Raw genomic sequence first — 21,861 nt, 5'->3', positions numbered from 1 at the left:
TTTCTTTGTTATCAACCCATGACTGACATTGATACTACCTTTGCCGACAGACTAAAAATCCTGAAGGCCTCTGCAGGCGCAGGCAAGACCCATGAACTGACCCTCCGGTATGCTGCTTTTGTGCTTTCCGACCCGGAGAAGGTCCCCATGAACGACCTCAGGAACATCCTTGCCATAACCTTCTCAAACAATGCTGCCAAGGAGATGAAGGAGCGCATCCTCCAATGGCTGAAGGCGGCCTGTCTCGATGATCCAGCAAGTATTGATCAGCTTTGTGAAAAGCTCTCCCTTGACCGTGAAGCAGTGAGAGAGCGGTCAGCAGCCCTGCTCGAACATATACTCGACAACTATTCCGACTTTCAGGTCCGCACGATCGATAGCTTCATGACCACGGTCTTCAAGGCCTCTGCAATAGATTTCGGGTATAACCCTGACTTTGAGATCATCATGGACAGCAGTCCGCTCCTGGTCTATACCTTTGACCTCTTCCTCCGCCGCATACGCAGGGGCAGCCCTGATGCTGAAGTTTTGGGGTCTATCGTCTCCTATATCTCCGAACATAAGGACGGCAATTCTGCGTACCTCTGGGACCCGTCAGCCGCGATCCTCGAACAGATCAAGGGCATCTACCAGAAGCTCTCGGCCATGTCTGCCCAGCCTCTTATCGAAGATTGTTCAGCAGCAATGGCGGCCATGGCCACGCTGAAAAACAGGATCACTGCAGAGCTGAATGCGATCAATGAGCTGGTCATCAGGACAGGCTTTAAACTGAACGGTAATTCATCCTTTAAGAAGTCCAATCTGCCGCAGCTTGCAGAGGAGGGTCGCCATTCTGAACTGATCGGCAAAGAGTTCAAGACGGCTCCGGTCAGCAGCCTGAAGAAGGCTGACGAGGCATATAAAAAGGAATACGAAGAGATACTGGAGCGGTGGGAAGCGTTCAAACAGGTCGTTTGCGAGTATGCAGGCTGTTATGCCCGATCATTCTATATCCCGTATCTCAAGGTATATGACGGGTTCAGCCAGACGCTTGATATGGTCAAGAAGCGGCAGGAGAGGGTCTTTATCGGCGATATCAGCCGGACCCTTGCAGAGCATCTTAGAGAATTTAAAGTGCCTGATATCTATTTCAGGCTCGGCGAGACGATCTATCACTACCTGATTGATGAGTTCCAGGACACCTCGCCGGTGCAGTGGGATGATCTTCAGCCGCTTATTGAAAATTCCCTGAGCCAGGGAGGCAGCCTTTTCGTTGTGGGCGACACAAAGCAGGCGATCTACGGCTTCAGAAACGCAGACTACACGATCATGAAAAAACTGGAAAGCGGCTGCTATTTTGACACGTTTAAGCCGAAGATCGACAATCTCGACAAGAATTCCCGTAGCCTCAGAAGTATTCTCGACTTCAGCGAGGCGGTCTTCAAGAAGGCGGTGAAAGAGAGCACAGAATACAGCAGTTACGGGGAATTGAGCGGCCTGACCGATTACGTGCAGGAGGTTAGGGAGCCTTCGAGTGATTTCGGCCATGCCGAGGTGGTCCTGCTCTACCGGAATGACGAAGAGCCGCCTGAGAAAGAAGAGATCCAGCGGATCATAGAAGACCTGCGTGCCAGAAAATTCAGCTGCAGCGAGATCGCGGTGCTGACACAGAAGAACGAGGATGCGGTGCGGGTCTCAGGCTGGCTGAACGAAAAGGGGATCCCGTTCATCTCATACAGCAACCTCGATATCCGGAGAAGAAAGATAACCGGCGAAGTGATCAGCCTGCTGAATTTCCTCGATTCGCCGATTGACGACCATGCCTTTGCTTCATTTATCCTCGGCGGGATCTTTCTGCAGGCGCTTGGCAGTGATGGGTCAGGACCAGACCATAATAAATGGCAGGATAATTTTAGGCAGCTTATTTATACCACATCAGGAAAAGAGCCGCTGTACAAGGCATTTCAGAAGTCCTTTTCCGAGTTGTGGGAGCAGTACTTCGCAGTCCTCTTCAGGGTTGCAGGCTATTTCCCTCTGTACGATCTTGCGGTCGAGGCCTTCAGCACCTTCCGGCTTCTCGATACCTGCAGCGATGAGCAGGCGACTTTGGTGAAGATCCTTGAGGTGATCAAGGATTTTGAAGGCTCTGGCTTCAACAGTCTGCGTGACTTCCTCGATTTTGCCGAAGATGAGAATGCAGACACCTCTGCATGGAATATGGATGTACCGAAGAATATCGAGGCAGTCCGGGTCATGACCGTGCATAAGGCTAAAGGTCTCGGATTCCCCGCGGTCATTCTGCTTCTGTACCGCTCGAAGCCGCAGACATTTGACTATTTTGAGGAGGCGGTCGATGAAAGGATGCGCTTTCTCAAATGCACGAAGGATATCTGCATAAGCGCCCCTGAGCTGCAGCCGCTCTATGACAAGGCATCTGAAAAGGACTGGGTCTCCAGGCTGAACAGCCTCTATGTCGGATTCACCCGCGCAAAGGAGGAGATGTACGTTGTTGGCGTGAAGGCAGAGAAGGATACGTTCCCGTTTGACATCCTCCCGGCAGGTGATTTCCCAAAGACCGGCACAGTTAGAATACATAGGGCAAAGGAAGAGCAGCCTCTTGTCTGTTCAGTCCTGCACCATCAGAACAGGGTCCGGGATTCGCGTCAATCTGCTGACCTGATCAGCGTTGCAGAACGCAGGCGCGGAGAGTTTCTACATAACGTGCTCTCCCATATCGTGTATCTTGGCAGTGCGCCTGAGCTGGATGCCAGAACTGCTGTGCATGCAGCAATCAGGGAGACCGGAGCGGAATTTGGTGTTGAAGAGGCCGTCGCCTCAGTCCTTGGGATGCTTGAGCTGAGCGGGGTGAAGGCCCTTTTCAGTCCGATGCCTGGCAGAAAGGTGATGAACGAACAGGAGATCGTAGATGCTGACGGCGGGCTCTTCAGGATCGACCGGCTTGTCGTTGATGACGACTGCATCACGATCGTCGACTTCAAGACCGGCAGTGATATCGGCTCAGAGGAACGGCACGCTGATCAGGTGAGAAACTATATGAAGATCCTAAGCCCTGTGTACAGCGGCCGTCCTGTTGCCGGCATGCTTGTGTACATTGACCTCGGAAAGGTGGCCACGGTTCAATGAATAACGATCCGATGAATATCAGGGTCCTTTCCTCAGCAGAGAATTTGATCAGTGGGATCGTGTCGCTGCTGCCTGCTGAGTGCAGGGATTTTTCCGACTATATGATCGTCTTTCCGGGCAGGCGGCCGGGCCATTTTCTGCGCAAGGCCCTCGCAGAGCAGGCCGGCAGTTCCATCCTGCCGCCGGCCATCTATTCCATGGACGAATGCATTGACACCCTGTTTGAAGAACGGCAGCAGAAGCGGAAGATAGGCCCAATGGATGCTGTTGCGGTCCTGCATGACATCCATACCCGGACATCAGCGCGGATCGGCGGACAGAACTTCCTTTCTCTGGACAGCTTCTTCCCGATCGGCATGAAGATATTCCGGGATATCGAGGAACTGCTGATCGAGCAGGTCCCGCTGAACAGGGTAAAAGAGATCAACGATCTTGCTGCAGGCGCTGTGCCGGAGCGTTCTCTTGCGATGCTGCAATCCCTGGCCTATTTCTACGAGCGGTTCTATCAGCAACTGGATGAGCTGGGGTTCTCGACACGGTCTGTCAGATATCGTGCTGTGGCTGACGGAATAAGCCGTGCCGGTCTTTCAAAATTCAAAAGGATCATCTTTGCAGGCTTCTTTGCGCTCACAAGGTCAGAGCATCAGATATTCAAAGGTCTGCTCGATCGTCCTGACGTCTATTTCCTATTTCAGCAGGGCAGGGGGATAGAAGAACGGCTGCATGACCTCGGTATCGGCGAGGAGCATATCCCTGAAGATGCCGGTCCTTTGCCTGAGATCAGCTTCTACAGCAGCCCTGATACGCATGGCCAGATCTTTGCGCTGAATGCGGCCCTGCAGGGACAGGCGCTGCCTGACGAGAAGACCTCCATTGTCCTGCCTTCGTCTGACATGCTCTTTCCTCTGATCCGTCAGGGCCTGTCAGGCCTTGAGGACGGTGACTATAACATATCGATCGGGTACCCCCTTGAGCGGACGCCGCTCTTCGGTTTCCTGCAGAACCTCATGGACCTGATCGGGTCGATGGAGGGCGACCGGGTCTACCTTCCTGCGTACCTGAACTTTGTGCTTCATCCCTATACCAAGAACATCTATTACCAGTCCAATGCAGAGGTTACCAGAATACTCTTTCATACGATCGAGGAGTCCTTTTCGCGCACCTCGGTCCGGGCCTTCATTACGCTCAACGAGATAGAGACGAATGCAGAGGTTTTTCAGAAGATCGCGGAAAGGCTGAAAGGTGCAGGGCTGGCCCGGAGTGCTGACGAGATGCGGTCGCATCTCAGGAAGATCCATGACCAGACGATAAAACGCTTCCTTTCGTTCAGTTCGGTCGCTGACTTTGCGGCCGGATGCACGGGCCTGCTCACCTTCATCTTCAACAACAGCAGCGCAAAGCTCCACCCGCTCTTCAGCCGTTTTGCAGATGCCTTCCTGCAGACGATCAGCGATATGGAGTGTTCGCTCCTCTGCAACCGGTCCTTTAGAGAGCGGGACGGATACTTCGCGCTCTTAAGAAGATGTCTTGGGTCAGGCTCAGTGCCTTTTGAGGGAGCTCCGGTCCGGGGGCTCCAGGTGTTGGGCATGCTCGAGACGCGGAGCCTGAAGTTCGACCGGATATTCGTGCTGCATGCAAATGAAGAGGTGCTGCCCTCGGTAAAGAAGGAGGATTCACTGCTGCCGTTTAAGGCCCGCCGTCTGCTGGGGCTGCCGACCTATATCGAACGGGAGCAGCTTGCTGCTTACAATTTCGATATCCTTATAAAGGGTTCAAAGGAGGCGCATCTCTTCTTTATCGAGTCAGACTCAAAGGAGCGCTCGCGCTTTGTGGAGCGACTGCTCTGGCAGAAGCAGCAGAAGGAAAAAAAGAAGTCGGACAGGGACTATATCAGACCTGTCCAGTATCTTGTGAAGCTGAATAACCAGCTGCCCGAGGAAATAGGTAAAACCGCCGAAATTGTCCAGACCCTGAAGACTTTTCGATACAGTCCGTCAGCGCTCGACACGTATTTCCGCTGTCCGCTCAAATTCTATTACCAGTATCTCCTGCGCATCGGAAAACGGGATGAGATGACCGGTGAGATTGCGCGGACCGATATCGGCAACGTGGTCCATGCGATCCTCAGGAGATTTTTTGATACCAAAAGGGGCAGGCCCCTTGCAGCGACTGATATGGATCCTGCAGAGATCAGGGCCATGACCCACAGCTATTTTCAGGCTCAATACGGGAGCGATCTGGTCGGAGCGCACTATCTGCTTGAGCAGCAGGTGGCGGATCAGCTTGCTGCCTTCATAGAAGCCTATTATCTGCCGCTTGTCAGGGAAAACGAAATAGAGGTCCTTGCGACTGAATATAAGGAAGAGATCACGGTTGAGGGCTGCAGGCTTGAGGGCAGGATGGATATTCTCGAAAAACGCAACGGCAAGGTTCTGATCATTGACTATAAGACCGGTTCGGCTGTTTCCTATCTGAAGATCAATCATAAGAAGCTCGTTCCGGATGATCCTGAGACATGGCGCAGCTCCATCGGCAGTCTGCAGCTTCCCTGCTACGTGATGATCTATGCCGGGAAGAACAATATCGATCTGCGGTCAATGAACGCCGCATACCTGATGCTCGGCAGGTCTGTGATGAGCCGGGAAATCGAGGTCCCGCTCTTTGAGGCCCACAACGCAGGAGAGGTGTATGACAATCTGAGTTCAATTATCCGGTCGCTGCTTAGGGAGATCATTGATCCGGAGGTCCCGTTTGTGCCGGCGCATGATATCAAGCGGTCATGCCCTGACTGTGATTTCCGGTTCATCTGCGGCACCCAGTGGATTGTGAAAAAGAGATGATCTGCCCATAATTTTTCGGTCTTGCTCAGAAGCGGTTCCGGGCCGCACTTCCTGATAATAAAGCTAAAATCTTAGTTTGACAGTGGCTTCATAATGTCATACGATGATGGTATGAAGACCCGGGATTTGTTAAATCTTGGCGCTGCGCAGCGGCTTCTCAATGCCGTTATAACGTGGCGCCTGTATTCTCTGCGCTTGCCCCTGCTCCGGCTTTTTCTTATTTTCACGGCAGCGACCTGCTGCCAGATTTCCTATGCGGAGCAGCGTAATGATCCTTACACGATCGCTGTTATTCCTTCTGCCCCGCCGGTTGCCATACATACGCAATGGATGCCATTAGTGGAACGTCTCTCCCGGGAGACCGGTCTTGAGTTTCGTCTCAAGGTATACGATCAAATGGCAGAATTCGAACGGGATATCTGGAGCGGCGCTCCCGATTTCATCTTCTCCTCACCGATCCAGGTAATGGTTGCCCACAAATCAAGCGGCTACCTGCCACTGGTACGCGGCGGCAAGAATATCGCTATCGGTCTCTTTGTGCGCAGGGATTCCCCTGTTAAAGGCATTGATGATCTGGCCGGTAAAACGATTTCTTTTGTCGGCAACAAGAACCTTTGCAGCGTATTTGTCCAGCACCTGCTGGGAAAACATAAGGACAAATTGGCATTCACCAGGGAATATGCAGGCTCAACCAGAAACGTGATCATCAACGTTCTTCTGGGAAAAAGCGAAGCAGGAGCGGTGTTTATACCGGAACTGGAGAGGGAGACCGATGAGACCCGCAGGCAGCTCCGTCCGATTCTGACGACGCCGGAAATTGCCCCTCATCCGTTCAGCGCTCATCCTCGCGTGCCCAGGACCATACAGGAGGCGGTGAAGAAGGCCTCGCTTGCCATAGCAGTGACCGTAGAGGGTGCTGAACTGTTTAAGACGCTCAGGATGGCGGCCCCGGTTGCTGCGGACTACGAGCGGGATTATCGCGCCCTGGAAGAGATCGACGTCAGGGGTCTCACCAATTGGGGACAGTGATATGCCGTTTCTGCCCCGGCGGATTCATGCGCAGCTGATCCTCCTCGTTTCGTGCATCCTCTTTGCTACCGGAGCAATTTCGGCCTGGATAACGGCACAAAGGCAGTCAGAGACGCTCCTTACGACCATGCGGAGCAATTCTGCCGTCATGACCAGGAGCTTCTCAGAAAACGCTGCCCATTATCTTGTGCTCAGGGACTATGCAGGACTTGAATCGTTTCTTCTGAAATCTGCCGAACTGCCTGATGTCACACGGCTCCAGGTCTGCGAGCCTGACGGCGCTGTCGTCGGCGATATCGAGCGTCCTGCAGGCTCGAAGCCGCGCCTCATGCCTGGGATTAACCGTATTATCCCCCCCCCTCAGGCAGCCTCCCTGATAACCATTGAGAAGGGAGCATTGATCATCTGGCAGCCGATACAAGCCGGCAGCATGCTCGGATGGATCAAGGCGACCTTCAGCATGGCTTCAATCAGCGAAGTACAGGAGGAGACCTGGAAAAACAGCCTCATGCTCTCGCTTTTATGGGTCGTCTGCAGTGGATTTATGCTCCTTCTCGTGCTGCGACCGACAGTATTGGCTGTCGGTCGTCTCAGCTCTTTTGCGCGCAGTCTTGACGAACGCAAAGGCGACCAGATGGAGGTTGGGCATCAGGCCATCGAAATCGAAGAACTGGGGGCATCCCTGAACTATGCTTCGACCAGACTCTTCACAACGGAACATGACCTTATTCGCGAGAGGGAGGCGCTGAAAGAGCAATACTCGACCCTGCGGGGTATCATCGAGAGTGCCGATGCCCTTATTTTTTCCGTAGACCGGCACTACCGCTATACGAGTTTCAATGCCGGCCACGCTGCGGTCATGCAGGCGATCTACGGCCGGGAGATTCGGACCGGCGAGCGTCTGCTGGATTTTATGACCGTGCCGGAGGACCGGGAAAAAGCACAACGGAACCTTGATCGGGCGCTTGCGGGCGAGCGTTTCGTTGTATTGGCTTATTCCGGTGAAGACGCCCTCTCAAGGTTGTATTTCGAAGTATCACATAATCCCATTCTCGCGGAAGACAATTCGGTCATTGGCGTTGCCGTATTATCCCGGGATATGACTGAGCGCAGGAATGCAGAACTTAGGCTTCGCGCCAGTGAACAGGCATTCCGAGCGGTAGTTGAAAATACGCCCGATGTCATCGTTCGCTATGACCGGGAGGGCAGGCGTATGTATGTTAATCCGGAGTTTGAGCGGGTAAACCACCTTTCATCGCAGGAGGTCATCGGTAAAAAACCGACCGAGCTCTCGACCGAACTGGCGCCCATGGCGGACGTTTTCACGGAAAAGCTTATGGCTGCAATGGGATCATCCACGGTTGCCAGTGTCGACTTGAACTGGACCAAAGAGGGGAAGCAAATATATTGGTTTGTGCGCATTGTGCCGGAATTTGATGAAACCGGAAATGTCGTAAGTGCACTCACCATCTGGAGCGACATCACCGATCGCAAGCGCGCGGAGGGAGAGCTTCGGAGGCTGAACGAAGAGCTCGAACAGCGGGTGAAGGACAGAACTGCTGAACTGCAGGAGAAGAACCAGGAACTGGAGCGCATGAACAAGCTTTTTGTCGGCAGGGAATTGCGCATGGTGCAACTGAAGGAAAAGATTGCCGTGCTGGAATCGAAGCCGGATGTTTTATGAGCGGAGATCGTCTTGACAAGGTGCCGTACTGCGGCGTCTCGACAATTACACAGAACTGCACAGAAATGACCGGCTATGGCGCGGCAATAGATCTGGGGACCACGGAGGTCCGTGTCAGTCTCTGGGACCTGGCCGGGAAGCAGTGCATCGGAAGGCGAAGCCTCCGGAACCCGCAGGCCGAGTTCGGGGCTGATGTGCTGTCGAGGCTTACCGCTGCGTCGGAGTCGGCAGCATCGGCCGGGGAGCTCAGCGGTTCTGCTCGAGAGACCATAGGTTTGCTGATCCGGGGCCTCTGCACTGACCATGCAGTCTCTGTTTCTGACATAAGAAAGGTGTCGGTTGTCGGAAATACTGCCATGCTTGCGCTCCTGACCGGTCAGGGATATGACGCTCTGCTTAGGCCCGGGATGTGGAACCAGGTGATTGAATGCAGGTTTCCGGATTTGCAGGGCATACGTGAAAACTGGGGCGTCAATTCGGCCTGCAGGATCGAAGTTGTTCAGCCGATGGCAGGGTTTGTCGGCTCGGATCTTTATGCCGGGATTATTGCAACAGGACTTGCCGGGGGGCAGGTCGGCTCTCTGCTGCTCGATTTTGGCGCGAATACGGAGATCGCGCTATGGGATGGCAGCCGCCTCTGGGCTACATCGGCTGCGGGCGGTCCTGCCTTTGAAGGCAGCGGGATCAGGTGCGGCATGGCTGCAGAGCCGGGGGCCATCTGCCGCGTGCAGTGTGATCCGGTTCATTCAGTCTTTATACCTGACGTAATAGGCGGCGGGGCTCCTGAAGGGATATGCGGCTCGGGTCTTATTGATATCTCTGCCTGTATGCTGCGGTCCGGGCTCCTCTCAGAATCGGGCAGGTTAAAGGGGGATGCAGGGAAAAAAGGTTTTGTGCCGATAAGTAAAGAGGAGAACATTATCGTGACTGCTCAGGACATTGACGCTCTGCAGCGTGCAAAGGCCGGAGTCTCTGCGTCTGCTCAGTGCCTGATCAGAAAGGCCGGACTGCGCTTGAGTGAAATCAGGCGAGTCTGCGTCAGCGGCGCCTTTGGGAGTTATCTGGATGCGGCAAACGCTATTGCGATCGGACTGCTTCCGCCGGTTGACCTTCAGCATGTTGAGTTGTGCGGCAATACGGCCCTGGCAGGCGCTGAGAAGCTGCTGACTGAATGCCGCAATCCCGGAGCCTCCGGGGGGCCGCACAAAGGGAGCGTTGTTATCAATATGTCATATCTTCCTGAATATGAAGATGTTTTTATCCGGGATCTCCGTTTGCGGCCCTGGAGCGGAGATTCCGAAGCCACAGGATAAAACAGGAGGCTGCAATGCTGGACCGCGTTATCAGAGAATATAGCGAGGCGATCTTCGATACCGACCGCGAAAGGGCGCTTCGCATTGTCCATGAAGCCGTAGACAGGGGGATGTCGCCGGAGGATATTGTTTTCAGAGTGGTCCTGCCTGCAATGGAGGGCATGATAAGGTCGATCAGCGAAAACTTTGACTCTAATCTGGCACAGCACTTCATGACTGCCCAGATCGCCTCTGAAGTTGCGGATGAGATGATCCCAAAATTTACCGTATCGCCTTCGGTAGCAGGGCATGTGGTGATCGGGACGGCGCAGGGCGATATGCATTCTCTTGGCAAGAGGATTGTGATCGGCTGCCTCAAGGCCCGTATGATCGAAGTGACTGATCTGGGCGTCAATGTCACGCCCGAACGCTTTGTGGATGAGGCCGTCGCACGCAACGCCGAGGTGATCGCCATATCGGCCATGATGGTCCATACTGCCAAGGGTGATAACGGCTGCCTTCGGGTCCGGCAGATACTGAAAGAACGCGGACTCGAAGACACGATCAGGATCGTGGTCGGCGGAGCTCCGTTTCATTTTGCCCATGACCTCTATAAGGCTGTGCTTGCAGATGCATGGGCTGAAGACGGCGTTACGGCTGGCCGGGTTATTGAAGATTGTATCCGGGAGGTGGGGAAATGATCACGGGGATGGACAGGCTGATTGCTGCAATCAAGGGTGAACCGTCGGACCGCATACCGGTATTCTGCAACATGAGCGACCAGGGCGCGAAGGTGCTCGGCATGTCGATCGAAGAATATTTTTCCAAAGGAGAACATGTGGCTGAGGCCCAGCTCCGGATGCGCGAAAAATATGGGTATGACAACCTTTGGAGTCTTTTCTATGTCGGCAAGGAAGCCGAACTGCTGGGCTGCAAAAAAATTCTCTTTGCCAAGGACGGACCTCCGAATGTGCAGGACTTTGTAATAAAGTCCTATGACGATGTCCATAACCTGCTTGTGCCTGAGTCTGTCACTGATCATCCGGTCTTTCAGGAGGAATTGAATTGTCTGCGGATACTGAAGCAGGAGTCGGCTGGCAGGTATCCGATCTGCGCCTATGTGACCGCATCGATGACCCTGCCTGCTCTGTTGATGGGCATGGAAAAGTGGCTGGAACTGCTGCTCATCGGACCGGTTGCCGTGCGGGATGAGCTCCTCGGCAAGTGCTCGGACTTTTTCAGAAAAGAGATCGCAGCGTACCGCGCAGCCGGCGTGGATGTTTTCGTCTATGCAAACGCCTTCGGCTCAACTGATTTCGTCACGAAGAAAATATTCGATGGGGTATCCCTGCCCTGGATGGAAAAGGACCTTAATCCTGGCGGCACGCAGGGCGTCGTTTTTTACTGCGGTATGGCGCGGCTGACGGCATCCATAGAGGCGGTCATGGAAAAGACAGGCATCGGGACGTATTATCTCAGCCCGCTCGATGACATAGCGGAGGGCAAAAGGATCATTAACAGCCGGGCGCTGACCTGTGGCGTTATCAATGATATTAAACTGATCGACTGGACCACGGAAGAAATAAGGGCGGAGGTCAGGAGAATAATCGGGGCCGGAATGCCGGGAGGACGCTTTTTGTTCGGTACAGGGGTGATGCCCTACGCGATTCCTGAGGAGAATATCAGGACCATGCTTGAGGCTGCATATGAATTCGGCAGTTATGAAACGCGGTGACAGACTGACATGAGCGAGATGATACGCATAGCGAAAGACGAACTTTCGAATCTGCAGGAGCGAACCACACGGCTTGCGCAGGAAAAGTCCTGCCTCCAGATTATCAACCACATGATGATGAAACTGAGTGAGACGCCGGGCCTCGAAAATACCATCGAGAATATGCTCAGGGCTGTTCTCGATACCATTGGCGGGACGAACCTCATCGTCTATGCAATCAACAGGGATATCTATTATGCGGATGTTTTCGGCAGAGCAAAGAAGGTCGAAGCAATTGACGACCCACAGGTGAATGCGGTGCTGCAGAAACGCGCTGCCATGGAATATGAACATGACTTCAGCAACACGCTGATGAATACGCCCGAGTTTACCAGGGCATGGACCTGGGTTGTTCCGCTTGTAGTCGGCAGCGACATTGTCGGCGTTATCAAAATGGAAAATCTGCATATGGATATGAGGGAGTTGAGGGCCTATCTTCCGGCCTTTTTTAATTATGCTGCAGTCATACTGAAAAATGAGATGCTCAGGCAAAGTACGCTAAAAAGGGCATATGACGAATTGAGTAAATCGAATGAAGTGTTGGAGAAGGAGATTATTGAGCACAAGAGGGCTGAGATGGCGTTAATCGGGGAGCGCGAGTTCAGCCGCTCTCTGCTTGAGAGTATGGCAGACGGCGTGGTAGCCTGCGACGCTGAAGGCAGTCTTACCCTTTTCAACCGCACCGCCAGGCAGTGGCATGGTATGGACCCCAGGAAGCTCCCACCCGAAGAATGGGCGAAACATTATGACCTCTACCGCTCTGATGGGGTCACCCCCCTGTTGACAGAGGAGATACCTCTTGCCAGGGCCTTTAAGGGTGAAATCGTTGTAGATGCCGGCATGGCGATCGTTGTCAAGGGCAGGACTGCACGCTTTATACTCGCCAATGGGAGCGTGATCAGGGATGAGAGCGGCAGGAAGATTGGTGCAGTTGTGGTCATGCGCGACGTTACCGAACTCAGGCGCGTTGAAGAGAAACTCCGCAGGGCGAATGAGGAACTCGAAAAAAGGGTCATTGAGCGGACCGCAGAACTGCATAAAGCCAACGAAGATTTGCAGCTTGAGCTCGAAGAACGCAAGCGCATCGAAGCCAGACTCCTGGTCACACAGTTTTCGGTCGACCGATCGGCCGATATAATTTTCTGGATCAGGCCGGACGGATCGTATTCATACTGGAACAGGGCGGCCTGTGAATTGCTCGGATATTCTGACGATGATTTTTTGCATCTGAAGACGTGTGATCTCAATCCTGAACATACAGGCGTTGCCTGGCAGGAGCATTGGGAAGAGCTCAGGAGATGCAGGTTTCTCAGGTTCGAGACGTTGCTTACAGGGAAAGACGGCCGGCGGATTCCGGTCGAAATAACCGCCAACCATGTCGAATTCAACGAAAAGGAATACAACTGCGCATATGTCCGCGATATTACCGGGCGCAGGCGGGCTGAAGAGGCGCTGAAAAAGAGCGAGGAGCGGTTCCGTCGACTTGCGGAGAACGCCCGCGACGTCATCTATCGTATGTCGCTTCCTGACGGCAGATATGAGTACATGAGTCCTGCTGCTGCGGAGTTGTCGGGATATGCTCCTGAGGAATTCTACGCCTCGCCGCAATTGATACGTAAGATCATCCCTCCGGACTGGCATGGGTATTTTGAAGAACAGTGGTCGGGACTGCTGCAGGGGGATATGCCCCCCACCTATGAGTTCCCGATCATCCATAAGTCTGGGGAGATTCGCTGGATAAACCAGCGGAACATCCTGATCCGTGATGAGGGGGGTAGCATCATAGCCATTGAAGGGATAATCACCGACATCTCCGAACGCAAACGGGTGGAGGATGAGCTGCACAAGCTCAATGATGAGCTCGAGCAGCGTGTAAAGGAGCGGACTGCGGAACTGCAGCAGAAGAACGCGGAACTCGGAAAGATGAACAAACTCTTTGTTGGCAGGGAGCTGCGCATGAAGGAATTAAAGGAGAAGATAAAGGAACTGGAAGGAGGCAAGGCATGAAAGTCCAATCGTTATTTGTTGTGCTGTTTCTGTTCTGTCTGTTACTCCCCAGTTGGCAGGCGGAGGCAGTTGAGACCGTGACCCAGACCCCTCAGGCGACTGCGGCAGCGGCTCCTGACGAAACAGCCGAGCTTCAGCTCCTGTATGAAGAAAAAGACCTTGTCACCGCCACTAAACGCTCAACTCCGCTGCGCAAGGCCCCTGCCGTTGCCACCGTCATCACCGCTGATGAAATCAGGGATATGGGTGCGCGCAATCTGCTTGACGTACTGAAGATGGTGCCTGGAGTCGGCATCTCGATGAATGAATATGGTGTAAATATGATTGAGGTGCGCGGGATAAGAACGACGTTCAATGAAAAAATCCTGATTATGATCGACGGGCACTCCATTAATAAGAATTCATTTGGCAGCGGTCTTCATCTCTTGGCCGATACACTTCCGGTCGAGAATATAAAACAGGTGGAGGTGGTACGCGGCCCGGGTTCCGCACTCTATGGCAGCAGCGCCTTCATGGCCACGATCAATATCATCACCCGTGATGCCGAAGAGATTGACGGTCTGGAGACAAAGATAAGCGGCGGCAGTTTTGATACCTTTAAGGGCAATCTGGTTGGAGCTGCTGTCCATGGCGACAAGCTGGCAGCCTCGGGGAGTATAGACTACTACCGCAGCAGCGGCCCCAATCTGCGTGTAGCGTCAGACGTCCTCAGGAGCACGCCTTTTTCAGCTGCGCCGGGTGCACCGCATCTTGATGTCAAACAGACTGATGCCTTCCTGAAGGTAGTCTACGGCGACTTCTCCTTCAGGGGGCACTATCTCACTTCGCGTAAAGGGTACTATATCGGCTTCGGTTTTGCAGTCACGGACAGAACCAACCATTATTGTGATATCGAAAACTACTGGGGTGAGCTTGCCTGGAACCGGCGCATCAGTGAGAATCTTGACGCCACGATCAAGCTCTATTACGATCACTACAGCCAGGACCCGCTTGTCAAGTCTCTCCCCAACGGATTCAATAACAGCTTCCCCGAGGGAAGGATAGGCGAGCCTATAATGCAAAATGGGACTATCGGCACAGAGTGGCAGATCGCTTGGGAGCCTTTCAAAGGGAACCGCCTGAGCACGGGTCTGGTCTACGAGGATTTCCAGCAGTACGGGGTCAAACGACTTGCCAACTTCAATCCATTGACAGGAGCTTATGTTGGTCCGCTCCAGGAGGTGGCCAACTGGAACCGGGAGGTGGGGAGGCAGAATGCATCGTTTTACCTTCAGGACGAGTGGCAGTTGTCAAAGAGTATCAATCTGACCGTAGGCGCCCGTTATGACCACTATAGTGACTTTGGCGATGCCATCAGCCCGCGGGCAGGTCTGGTATGGACTGTTCTGGAAAACGCCGATTTGAAACTGCTCTATGGCCGGGCCTTCCGCGCCCCCAATTTCCAGGAGCTGTACAACATAAACACGGTATCAAATGCAGGCAACCCAAATCTCAAGCCGGAAAGGATCGAGACTCTTGAGGCGGGGGTGGCATATCGTATTTCACGAACACTACAGCTTGAACTCAACTACTTCCATAGCGACATTGACGATTTGATCACGAGAGACGGCAGCGTGACCCCTACCAGCTTTATCAATGCAGGCAGGGCCGATATTCAGGGAGTGGAGGCGGGGCTGCAAGGCAGGGCCTTTGATTCCATCCGCTGGAAAACGACCTATGCCTGGCAGGACCCGCGTGACGGCGTCACCGGCCAGCGTTTGCCATACGTCCCCTCCCATCGGGCAACTGCCAGTCTGAATTACGGTCTGAGCCGATATCTGAATCTGCATGGCGATATCCAGTGGACAGGCGCACGGCCCCGCGCCCAGGGTGACATCCGGTCTGAGATGCCTTCATATACAACAGTGGATATTGCCTTAACAGCCCATGGGTTATACAAGGGCCTGGAGTTTCAGCTGGTCGGCCACAACCTGTTTAACAAGCATTACCATGATCCGGACACCTCCGGAGGTGCCAACAAGATTCCGGATGATTTCCCTCGCGAAGGCATTTCGGTATTGGTAAATATCGTGTATAAATTTTAAGGGAAAGGGCATTGCTGCAAGACGCTTACATACAACCTTTGAGGTTATGGTGAAAAGAAGCGGTCTCTTCATACTGATTACGCTCTTTGCCGCACTTGCCCCGGTGATGCTTATATCGAGGGCTGAGGCGGCAGAGGTCGTTATCATAGGCGATACGCAACTCAAACTGGTTGCTGAGGTCATTTCCGGAATCAGGAAGACGCTGAGGAGCTCCATCAGTATCTATTCTCCGGACGAGACAAAAGGGACGCTCCGCCGCATTGTCGGAAAGGAGCAGTGCAGGATCGTGATAGCGCTTGGCCGGGATGCTCTTGCCGAGGCCCAAACCCTGCCGACAGACATTCCGGTTATTTACGGTTTAATTCTCACCCCCCCTGCCATCAGCAGGCAGAACCTAACCGGTATTTATATGGCAACCCCGGTCAGGGAATACGCAGATCTGGTTAAGAAATATCTCAATTCCATTAAGACTGTGGCTGTTATAGGCAGCCGCGAACAAATTAATATCCTGGATGGGCACAGCCTTCCGCGCTGGAACGACTACAGCGTAAAAAACAGCGTTGAATTTGTCGACACGCTTAAACAGCTTGGCAATATGGATGCTATCCTGTTCCTTCCTAATGTCTCTATCCTGACACCAACTGCCATGGAAGAGACCTATCTTCTCTCTTTCAGAAAGAGTATCCCCCTTCTGGGCATTTCAGAACGACAGGTCAGGGATGGTGCCCTGCTTGCCCTGGTAGTGGACCTCCTCAGTCATGGCAGGATGATAGGCGAGTATGCGTCAGCAGTGCTCAACGGCACGCAGGTCGAGCAACTCCCCCCTGCAGCGTCCAGGCGTTTCGACCTCTATCTGAATACGGAAACCGCCGGAAAGATGGGCATCCGCATACCTGATGAGATGCTGAAAATGGCCAGGAGGATCTATCCATGAAAATGATCCTTAAAACAAAGGCGCTTCTATCCATGATATCGGTCATCGCAGTCATCTCACTCGTATATACCTGGGAGTCAATCAACACCGAGAAGAACATCATACGAATGGAGATCATCAAGAGGGCAGAAACCATAACGTCTTTGGCGACCAAGAATGGTGAATTGCCGATCCTCTCAGGAAGCCCCCGGCTTCTGAAAGATATCGTCTTATTCCTGAAAGCCAGATCAGATATATATTCAGTCACATTTTATGACAGCAGCATGAAGGAATTGATGCACGATGGCCCCCCGAGGTCAGGGCCGACGCCTGCCCTGAATTCAAACGGACAGATTTACAGTTCAGAGGAAAGCGGCTTCTTTGTCTTTTATGCCCCTGTTTTTGCGCTGAGGATGCAGGACGAGACAGACGTCCTCTATGAGACCGACAGTGTAAAAACGCTCAGGGAACATATCGGCTGGGTCCGGTTGGTCTTCTCAAAAGCCTCCATGAAGGAAACAGAAAGGAAGATCGTTGAGCGGAGCATGCTGCTTCTCCTCTTTTTTACCATCTGCGGCAGTGTCTTTGCGTATTTCCTGATCGGTCTGGTGTTACAGCCTCTCTCCAAAATCCTGGATATTGCCAATCAAATTGCGGACGGTGACTTCAGCCAGGAGGCAGATACCCGGAGGCATGATGAAATCGGTGTGCTGTCTAATACCTTTCAGCGGATGAAAACCATTATTCAGCAGGTGCTGAGCGAGACGGACGGCCTTATTCTGGCTGTTAAGGAAGGCAAGCTCGACAGTCGCGGCAATGCGGGTCTCTTCAGCGGAAAATGGCGGGAACTGGTGAATGGCGTGAACCTTCTGACCGACGCCTTTGCCAAAGTTGCACTGGAGCTGCAGGAGTCGAAAGCAACACTCGAACATAGGGTTGAGCAGCGGACTGCCGAGTTGGCTCAGGCCAACAGCGAACTTCTGGCGGAGATTTCTGAACGCAAAAAGGCCGAAGATGATATCCGCAAACTGAACGAAGAGTTGGAACAGCGTGTAAAGGAGCGAACTGCCGAGCTTGTGGAGAAAAACGCTGAACTCGAAAAATTCAATAAGTTATTCGTCGGCAGGGAACTGAAGATGATCGAATTGAAGAACAGGATACAGGAACTGGAGAAACAGACAGGATCAGGCAGCACAGGGCAGTTGGGATGAACGCATTATTATCTTTTCAAACAGGCGGAGGTTGATAAATGGGCTGGTACGGAAATATGAAGATAAGAAATAAACTGATCTCGGGATATGCGGTTGTGGTAGTTATTGCCCTTGCGCTTGGGCTGTTCAGCTATGTTCAGATCAACAAAATGCGGGAATCTGACACCAGACTCTACGAAAAAGGTGTCCTTGCGATAAATCTGGTTGGCGATGTCAGTTCAAATTTCCAGCGGGTACGCGCAAATCTTCGTGAGAGTATCCTTGAAAATGACCTCAAGAAGATCGAGTATTATGAAGGCCGCGTAATAAAATTTCGCGGAATTGTTACAAAGACCGCGAAGGATCTGGAAAAGACCCTTCCCGATGTCGAAGCAAAGCAGCTGTTTGACGCCTTGATGGATGTCCACAATGAATATATCCGACACCAGGAAAAAGTCCTGGAACTGGCCAAGCAGAATAAAGACAGGGAGGCTTTTGAATACCTGACGGTGACTGCCTACGAGAATGAAAAGGAAATAATCGAAGCTATTGAGAAATTGTCGGCTCATTTGACCAAGATTGCCGGAGAGACTTCGACTGCTGATATCGCCAATGCGGCGGAAACCGGCAGGATCATGCTGATTCTTGCATTAAGCGCCTCGCTGCTTGCGGCTGTTATATCCATACTGATCAGCCGCAGTATCGTCAACCCCTTGCGTCTGGTGCTCGATTCGGTCCAGCTGCAGCAGGCAGGGGGAAAAGAAAAGGCCCAACTGCTGGAGGCTATTGCAAACGGAGATCTCGGACGGGACGTGACTATTACAAAGCCATTGACGTTTGAAGAGGAACGGTTCAGTCGGGACGAAGCCGGTTTGCTGCTTAAGGCTATCATAGGCATGAGCGAAGTACAGTTTTCGTTTGATCAGGCATTTGCGCGGATGACCGAATCGCTGCGGAAGAGCCGGCATGAGGAACAGGGACGCGACTGGTTAAAGACAGGCCTTAACGAATTAAATGCCCTGATGAGAGGAGAGCAGAAGACCGAGGAGATGGCGGACAAGGTCCTGACCTTCCTGTCTGAGTACCTCAAGGCAGGCGCAGGCGCTTTTTATCTCTATGACGAAAGGGGAGCGGCCCTTGTACTTGCTGCCACCTACGCCTTTACTCACCGTAAGCATCTGGGGGACCGCTTTAAGCCCGGAGAAGGTCTCATCGGACAGGCGGCCCTTGAAAAAAAGACGATATGCCTTTCAAATATTCCACCTGACTACGTGAAGATCGGCTCCGCCCTTGGCGAGTCGGTGCCGCAAAATATTGTTGCCCTGCCGCTGCTGCATAACGGACAGCTCGTGGCTGCCATGGAACTCGGCACCTTCAGGCCTTTCAGCGATAACGAGCTCGATTTCCTGAGTCAGGCTATGGAGGGCATTGCCATTGGGCTTGGGGTATCGCACTCCCGCCAGCGTATAAACGAGCTCCTTGAGCAGACCCAGCAGCAGACAGAGGAACTCAGGGTGCAGCAGGAGGAACTGCAGCAGACCAACGAAGAACTTGAAGAGCGGGCCGAGATGCTCGAACAGCAGGGCAAGCAGATCCAGATAAAGAACCGGGAAATCGAGGCAGCAAGCACAGAACTAAAGCGCAAGGCGGCTGAGCTGGAGAAGACGAGCTCGTATAAATCAGAATTTCTCGCCAATATGTCCCACGAGCTCCGCACGCCCCTAAACAGTATGATGATCCTGTCGAGCCTGCTTATAGAGAACAAGGAGGGCACCCTGACAGACAGACAGCAGGAGTTTGCCGCGACCATACACAGTGCAGGCAAGGACCTCCTGAACCTGATCAATGATATCCTTGACCTCTCGAAGGTGGAGGCCGGCCGGCTTGAACTGCTTTATGAAGATGTCGAGACTGGTGCCTTTTGTAGAAACCTCGAAGAGATGTTCAGGCCACAGGCCGGGCAGAAGGGCCTTGACTTCAGCGTTATCGTCCAGGAGAGCACACCGAAAAAGCTCAGGATAGATGAGCAGCGCACCGAGCAGATATTGAAAAACCTGCTTTCAAATGCCTTCAAGTTTACGGAAAAAGGCTCTGTCGAACTCAGTATAGCTGCCCCTGCCGGGGCAAACCCTTTGTCAATGCCTGCGGTCTCCTTCATGGTAAGGGACACCGGGATCGGGATTGAGAAGGACAAGCATGACCTCGTATTTCAGGCCTTTCAGCAGGCAGACGGCAGCACGAGCCGCAAGTTTGGAGGAACCGGGCTGGGGTTGTCCATATCACTGCAGCTGGCCCGCAGGATGGGAGGCGACATTACGCTTGAAAGCGAAAGAGGCAAGGGCAGTACGTTCACCCTTTATCTCCCTGTTTCCGGGAAAGCCGCTGACGGCCCACCGGCCCCGACTCTTCTGAATGCCCCCCAAACAGGGATGCCTGCGGTTGCAGCTCAGGCTGATAGTGCTGAAACTGCCGGACTGCTTCAGATTATGAGGCCTCTGCCGGACGACAGGGACAGACTTAAAAAGGATGATAAGAGCATATTGATTATCGAGGACGACCTGAATTTTGCCCGGACCCTGATGACCATGGTCAGGGATAAAGGGTTCGGCTGTATTGTGGCTGCAGACGGCACAAGCGGCATTCATCTGGTTGAAACGTATCTGCCGTCTGCGGTCATACTCGATGTGATGCTGCCTGGCATGGATGGCTGGAGTGTCATGCGGAGCCTCAAGGACAATCCTGCTACCCGTCATATCCCGGTCCATTTCATTACCTGTCTTGACGAACGCTTGAAGGGCATGGCAATGGGCGCTGTCGGGTTTTTCACAAAACCGGTCACGCCTGCCCAGCTGGAAGAGGTATTCAGCAGCATAGAGAAAAGTGTCACAAAGACCATGAGAAGACTGCTTATCATCGAGGACAATGCGGGCGAGGCCCAGAGCATGACGAGTCTCCTGCAGGACCGCAGCCTTGAGATCAGTGTTGCCGGCACCGGCAGAGAGGCAATCGATATCCTCGGCCAAAGGCAGATTGACTGCATTGTCCTTGATATCGGCCTGCCGGACATGTCCGGCTTTGATCTGCTTGAACATATACACCGGGATGAGAAGCTCAGGAGCATCCCGGTCATAATACATACCGGCCGCGACCTTTCCCATGAGGAGGAGCTGAAACTGCAGCATTACGCACGCAGTATCATTATCAAGGGGGCAAAGGGTCCGGAACGGCTTTTAAATGAAGTGACCCTCTTTCTCCATATGGTCGAAAACGATCTGCCCCGGGAAAAGCAGAAGATGATACGGGCTGCGCTCGACCGGGAGGCCATGCTTGAGGGGAAAAAAGTGCTGCTGGTGGATGACGATATGCGCAACGTCTTTTCCCTCTCGAGCATCCTGTCAGACAAAAACATGGTCATCATCGAGGCTGAAAACGGGAAGGAGGCCCTGGCCAGAATACGGGAGCATCAGGATATTAATATCGTTCTCATGGACATCATGATGCCCGAGATGGACGGGTACGAGGCGATCCGCGCGATCCGCCTCGACCCTCGCTGCCGGAATCTGCCTATTATTGCCATGACCGCCAAGGCAATGGCAGGGGACCAGGAAAAATGCATTCAGGCCGGGGCAAGCGACTATATATCCAAGCCGCTCGATATTGAAAAGCTCCTTTCGCTCCTGCGGGTCTGGCTCTACCGGCAGACGTAACCTGAAGAGGGAATAAACGGAAATGACTGAACCCGAAAAGATACCGGTATTGCTGGTAGACGACCGGCCTGAGAACCTGGTTGCGCTTGAAGGACTTCTGGAGGATATGGGGCTTGCCATATACAAGGCTGGCTCGGGCAATGAAGCGCTGGGCCTCTCTTTGAAGCATGACTTTGCGATCGTGCTGATGGATGTGCGTATGCCGGAAATGGACGGGT

Annotated in this window: 13 protein-coding genes; all 13 read left to right on the top strand. The window is 53.2% G+C overall.

The annotated features are described in order from the left end of the window. Positions 1-18: 18 nt before the first annotated feature. Positions 19-3,123: a UvrD-helicase domain-containing protein gene (locus HZB31_13050; protein MBI5848847.1), complete on the top strand. Its 3,105-nt coding sequence runs from the start codon at positions 19-21 to the stop codon at positions 3,121-3,123. Continuing rightward, a complete protein-coding gene (locus HZB31_13045) occupies positions 3,120-5,963 on the top strand; it encodes a PD-(D/E)XK nuclease family protein (GenBank protein ID MBI5848846.1) in 2,844 nt (947 codons plus the stop codon). The genes HZB31_13050 and HZB31_13045 overlap by 4 nt, the downstream gene beginning before the upstream one ends. 111 nt (positions 5,964-6,074) lie before the next feature. Continuing rightward, entirely contained in the window at positions 6,075-6,992 is a 918-nt protein-coding gene (locus HZB31_13040) for a phosphate/phosphite/phosphonate ABC transporter substrate-binding protein (GenBank protein ID MBI5848845.1), read from the top strand. Further along, entirely contained in the window at positions 6,916-8,676 is a 1,761-nt protein-coding gene (locus tag HZB31_13035) for a PAS domain-containing protein (GenBank protein MBI5848844.1), read from the top strand. Before HZB31_13040 ends, HZB31_13035 begins: the two co-directional genes overlap by 77 nt. Further along, a complete protein-coding gene (locus HZB31_13030) occupies positions 8,673-9,989 on the top strand; it encodes a DUF4445 domain-containing protein (protein ID MBI5848843.1) in 1,317 nt (438 codons plus the stop codon). Before HZB31_13035 ends, HZB31_13030 begins: the two co-directional genes overlap by 4 nt. Positions 9,990-10,003: 14 nt before the next feature. Then, the gene (locus tag HZB31_13025; protein ID MBI5848842.1) at positions 10,004-10,669 is read left to right on the top strand and encodes a cobalamin B12-binding domain-containing protein; all 666 of its coding nucleotides are present in this window, start codon (positions 10,004-10,006) and stop codon (positions 10,667-10,669) included. Further along, positions 10,666-11,703 (top strand): uroporphyrinogen decarboxylase family protein, encoded by a 1,038-nt coding sequence (locus HZB31_13020; GenBank protein ID MBI5848841.1) that lies wholly within the window; start codon positions 10,666-10,668, stop codon positions 11,701-11,703. The genes HZB31_13025 and HZB31_13020 overlap by 4 nt, the downstream gene beginning before the upstream one ends. 9 nt (positions 11,704-11,712) lie before the next feature. Then, positions 11,713-13,749, top strand: coding sequence for a PAS domain S-box protein (locus HZB31_13015; GenBank protein MBI5848840.1), 2,037 nt, complete (start codon positions 11,713-11,715; stop codon positions 13,747-13,749). Beyond that, the gene (locus HZB31_13010; GenBank protein MBI5848839.1) at positions 13,746-15,833 is read left to right on the top strand and encodes a TonB-dependent receptor; all 2,088 of its coding nucleotides are present in this window, start codon (positions 13,746-13,748) and stop codon (positions 15,831-15,833) included. Before HZB31_13015 ends, HZB31_13010 begins: the two co-directional genes overlap by 4 nt. Positions 15,834-15,879: 46 nt before the next feature. Beyond that, on the top strand, positions 15,880-16,767 hold the full coding sequence (locus tag HZB31_13005) for a hypothetical protein (protein ID MBI5848838.1): 888 nt from the start codon (positions 15,880-15,882) through the stop codon (positions 16,765-16,767). After that, positions 16,764-17,957, top strand: a complete 1,194-nt coding sequence (locus HZB31_13000) for a HAMP domain-containing protein (protein MBI5848837.1) — start codon at positions 16,764-16,766, stop codon at positions 17,955-17,957. The genes HZB31_13005 and HZB31_13000 overlap by 4 nt, the downstream gene beginning before the upstream one ends. Before the next feature lie 38 nt (positions 17,958-17,995). Beyond that, entirely contained in the window at positions 17,996-21,643 is a 3,648-nt protein-coding gene (locus HZB31_12995; GenBank protein MBI5848836.1) for a response regulator, read from the top strand. Between the two features lie 22 nt (positions 21,644-21,665). After that, positions 21,666-21,861 (top strand): response regulator (locus tag HZB31_12990; GenBank protein MBI5848835.1); only part of this gene is annotated, 196 nt, incomplete at its 3' end.

The sequence above is a fragment of the Nitrospirota bacterium genome (genome assembly GCA_016235245.1).
GTDB lineage: Bacteria > Nitrospirota > Thermodesulfovibrionia > Thermodesulfovibrionales > UBA6898 > UBA6898.
The sequence above is the reverse complement of the archived record's forward strand: the minus strand, read 5'-3'. Positions and strand labels throughout refer to the sequence as shown.

Bases quoted from the DNA above. Each gene is read 5' to 3' on its own strand.
- HZB31_13030 (MBI5848843.1), top strand. From the start codon at position 8,673: ATGAGCGGAGATCGTCTTGACAAGGTGCCGTACTGCGGCGTCTCGACA.
- HZB31_13010 (MBI5848839.1), top strand. From the start codon at position 13,746: ATGAAAGTCCAATCGTTATTTGTTGTGCTGTTTCTGTTCTGTCTGTTA.
- HZB31_13000 (MBI5848837.1), top strand. From the start codon at position 16,764: ATGAAAATGATCCTTAAAACAAAGGCGCTTCTATCCATGATATCGGTC.
- HZB31_13025 (MBI5848842.1), top strand. From the start codon at position 10,004: ATGCTGGACCGCGTTATCAGAGAATATAGCGAGGCGATCTTCGATACC.
- HZB31_13020 (MBI5848841.1), top strand. From the start codon at position 10,666: ATGATCACGGGGATGGACAGGCTGATTGCTGCAATCAAGGGTGAACCG.
- HZB31_12995 (MBI5848836.1), top strand. From the start codon at position 17,996: ATGGGCTGGTACGGAAATATGAAGATAAGAAATAAACTGATCTCGGGA.
- HZB31_13005 (MBI5848838.1), top strand. From the start codon at position 15,880: ATGGTGAAAAGAAGCGGTCTCTTCATACTGATTACGCTCTTTGCCGCA.
- HZB31_13050 (MBI5848847.1), top strand. From the start codon at position 19: ATGACTGACATTGATACTACCTTTGCCGACAGACTAAAAATCCTGAAG.
- HZB31_13040 (MBI5848845.1), top strand. From the start codon at position 6,075: ATGAAGACCCGGGATTTGTTAAATCTTGGCGCTGCGCAGCGGCTTCTC.
- HZB31_13045 (MBI5848846.1), top strand. From the start codon at position 3,120: ATGAATAACGATCCGATGAATATCAGGGTCCTTTCCTCAGCAGAGAAT.
- HZB31_13015 (MBI5848840.1), top strand. From the start codon at position 11,713: ATGAGCGAGATGATACGCATAGCGAAAGACGAACTTTCGAATCTGCAG.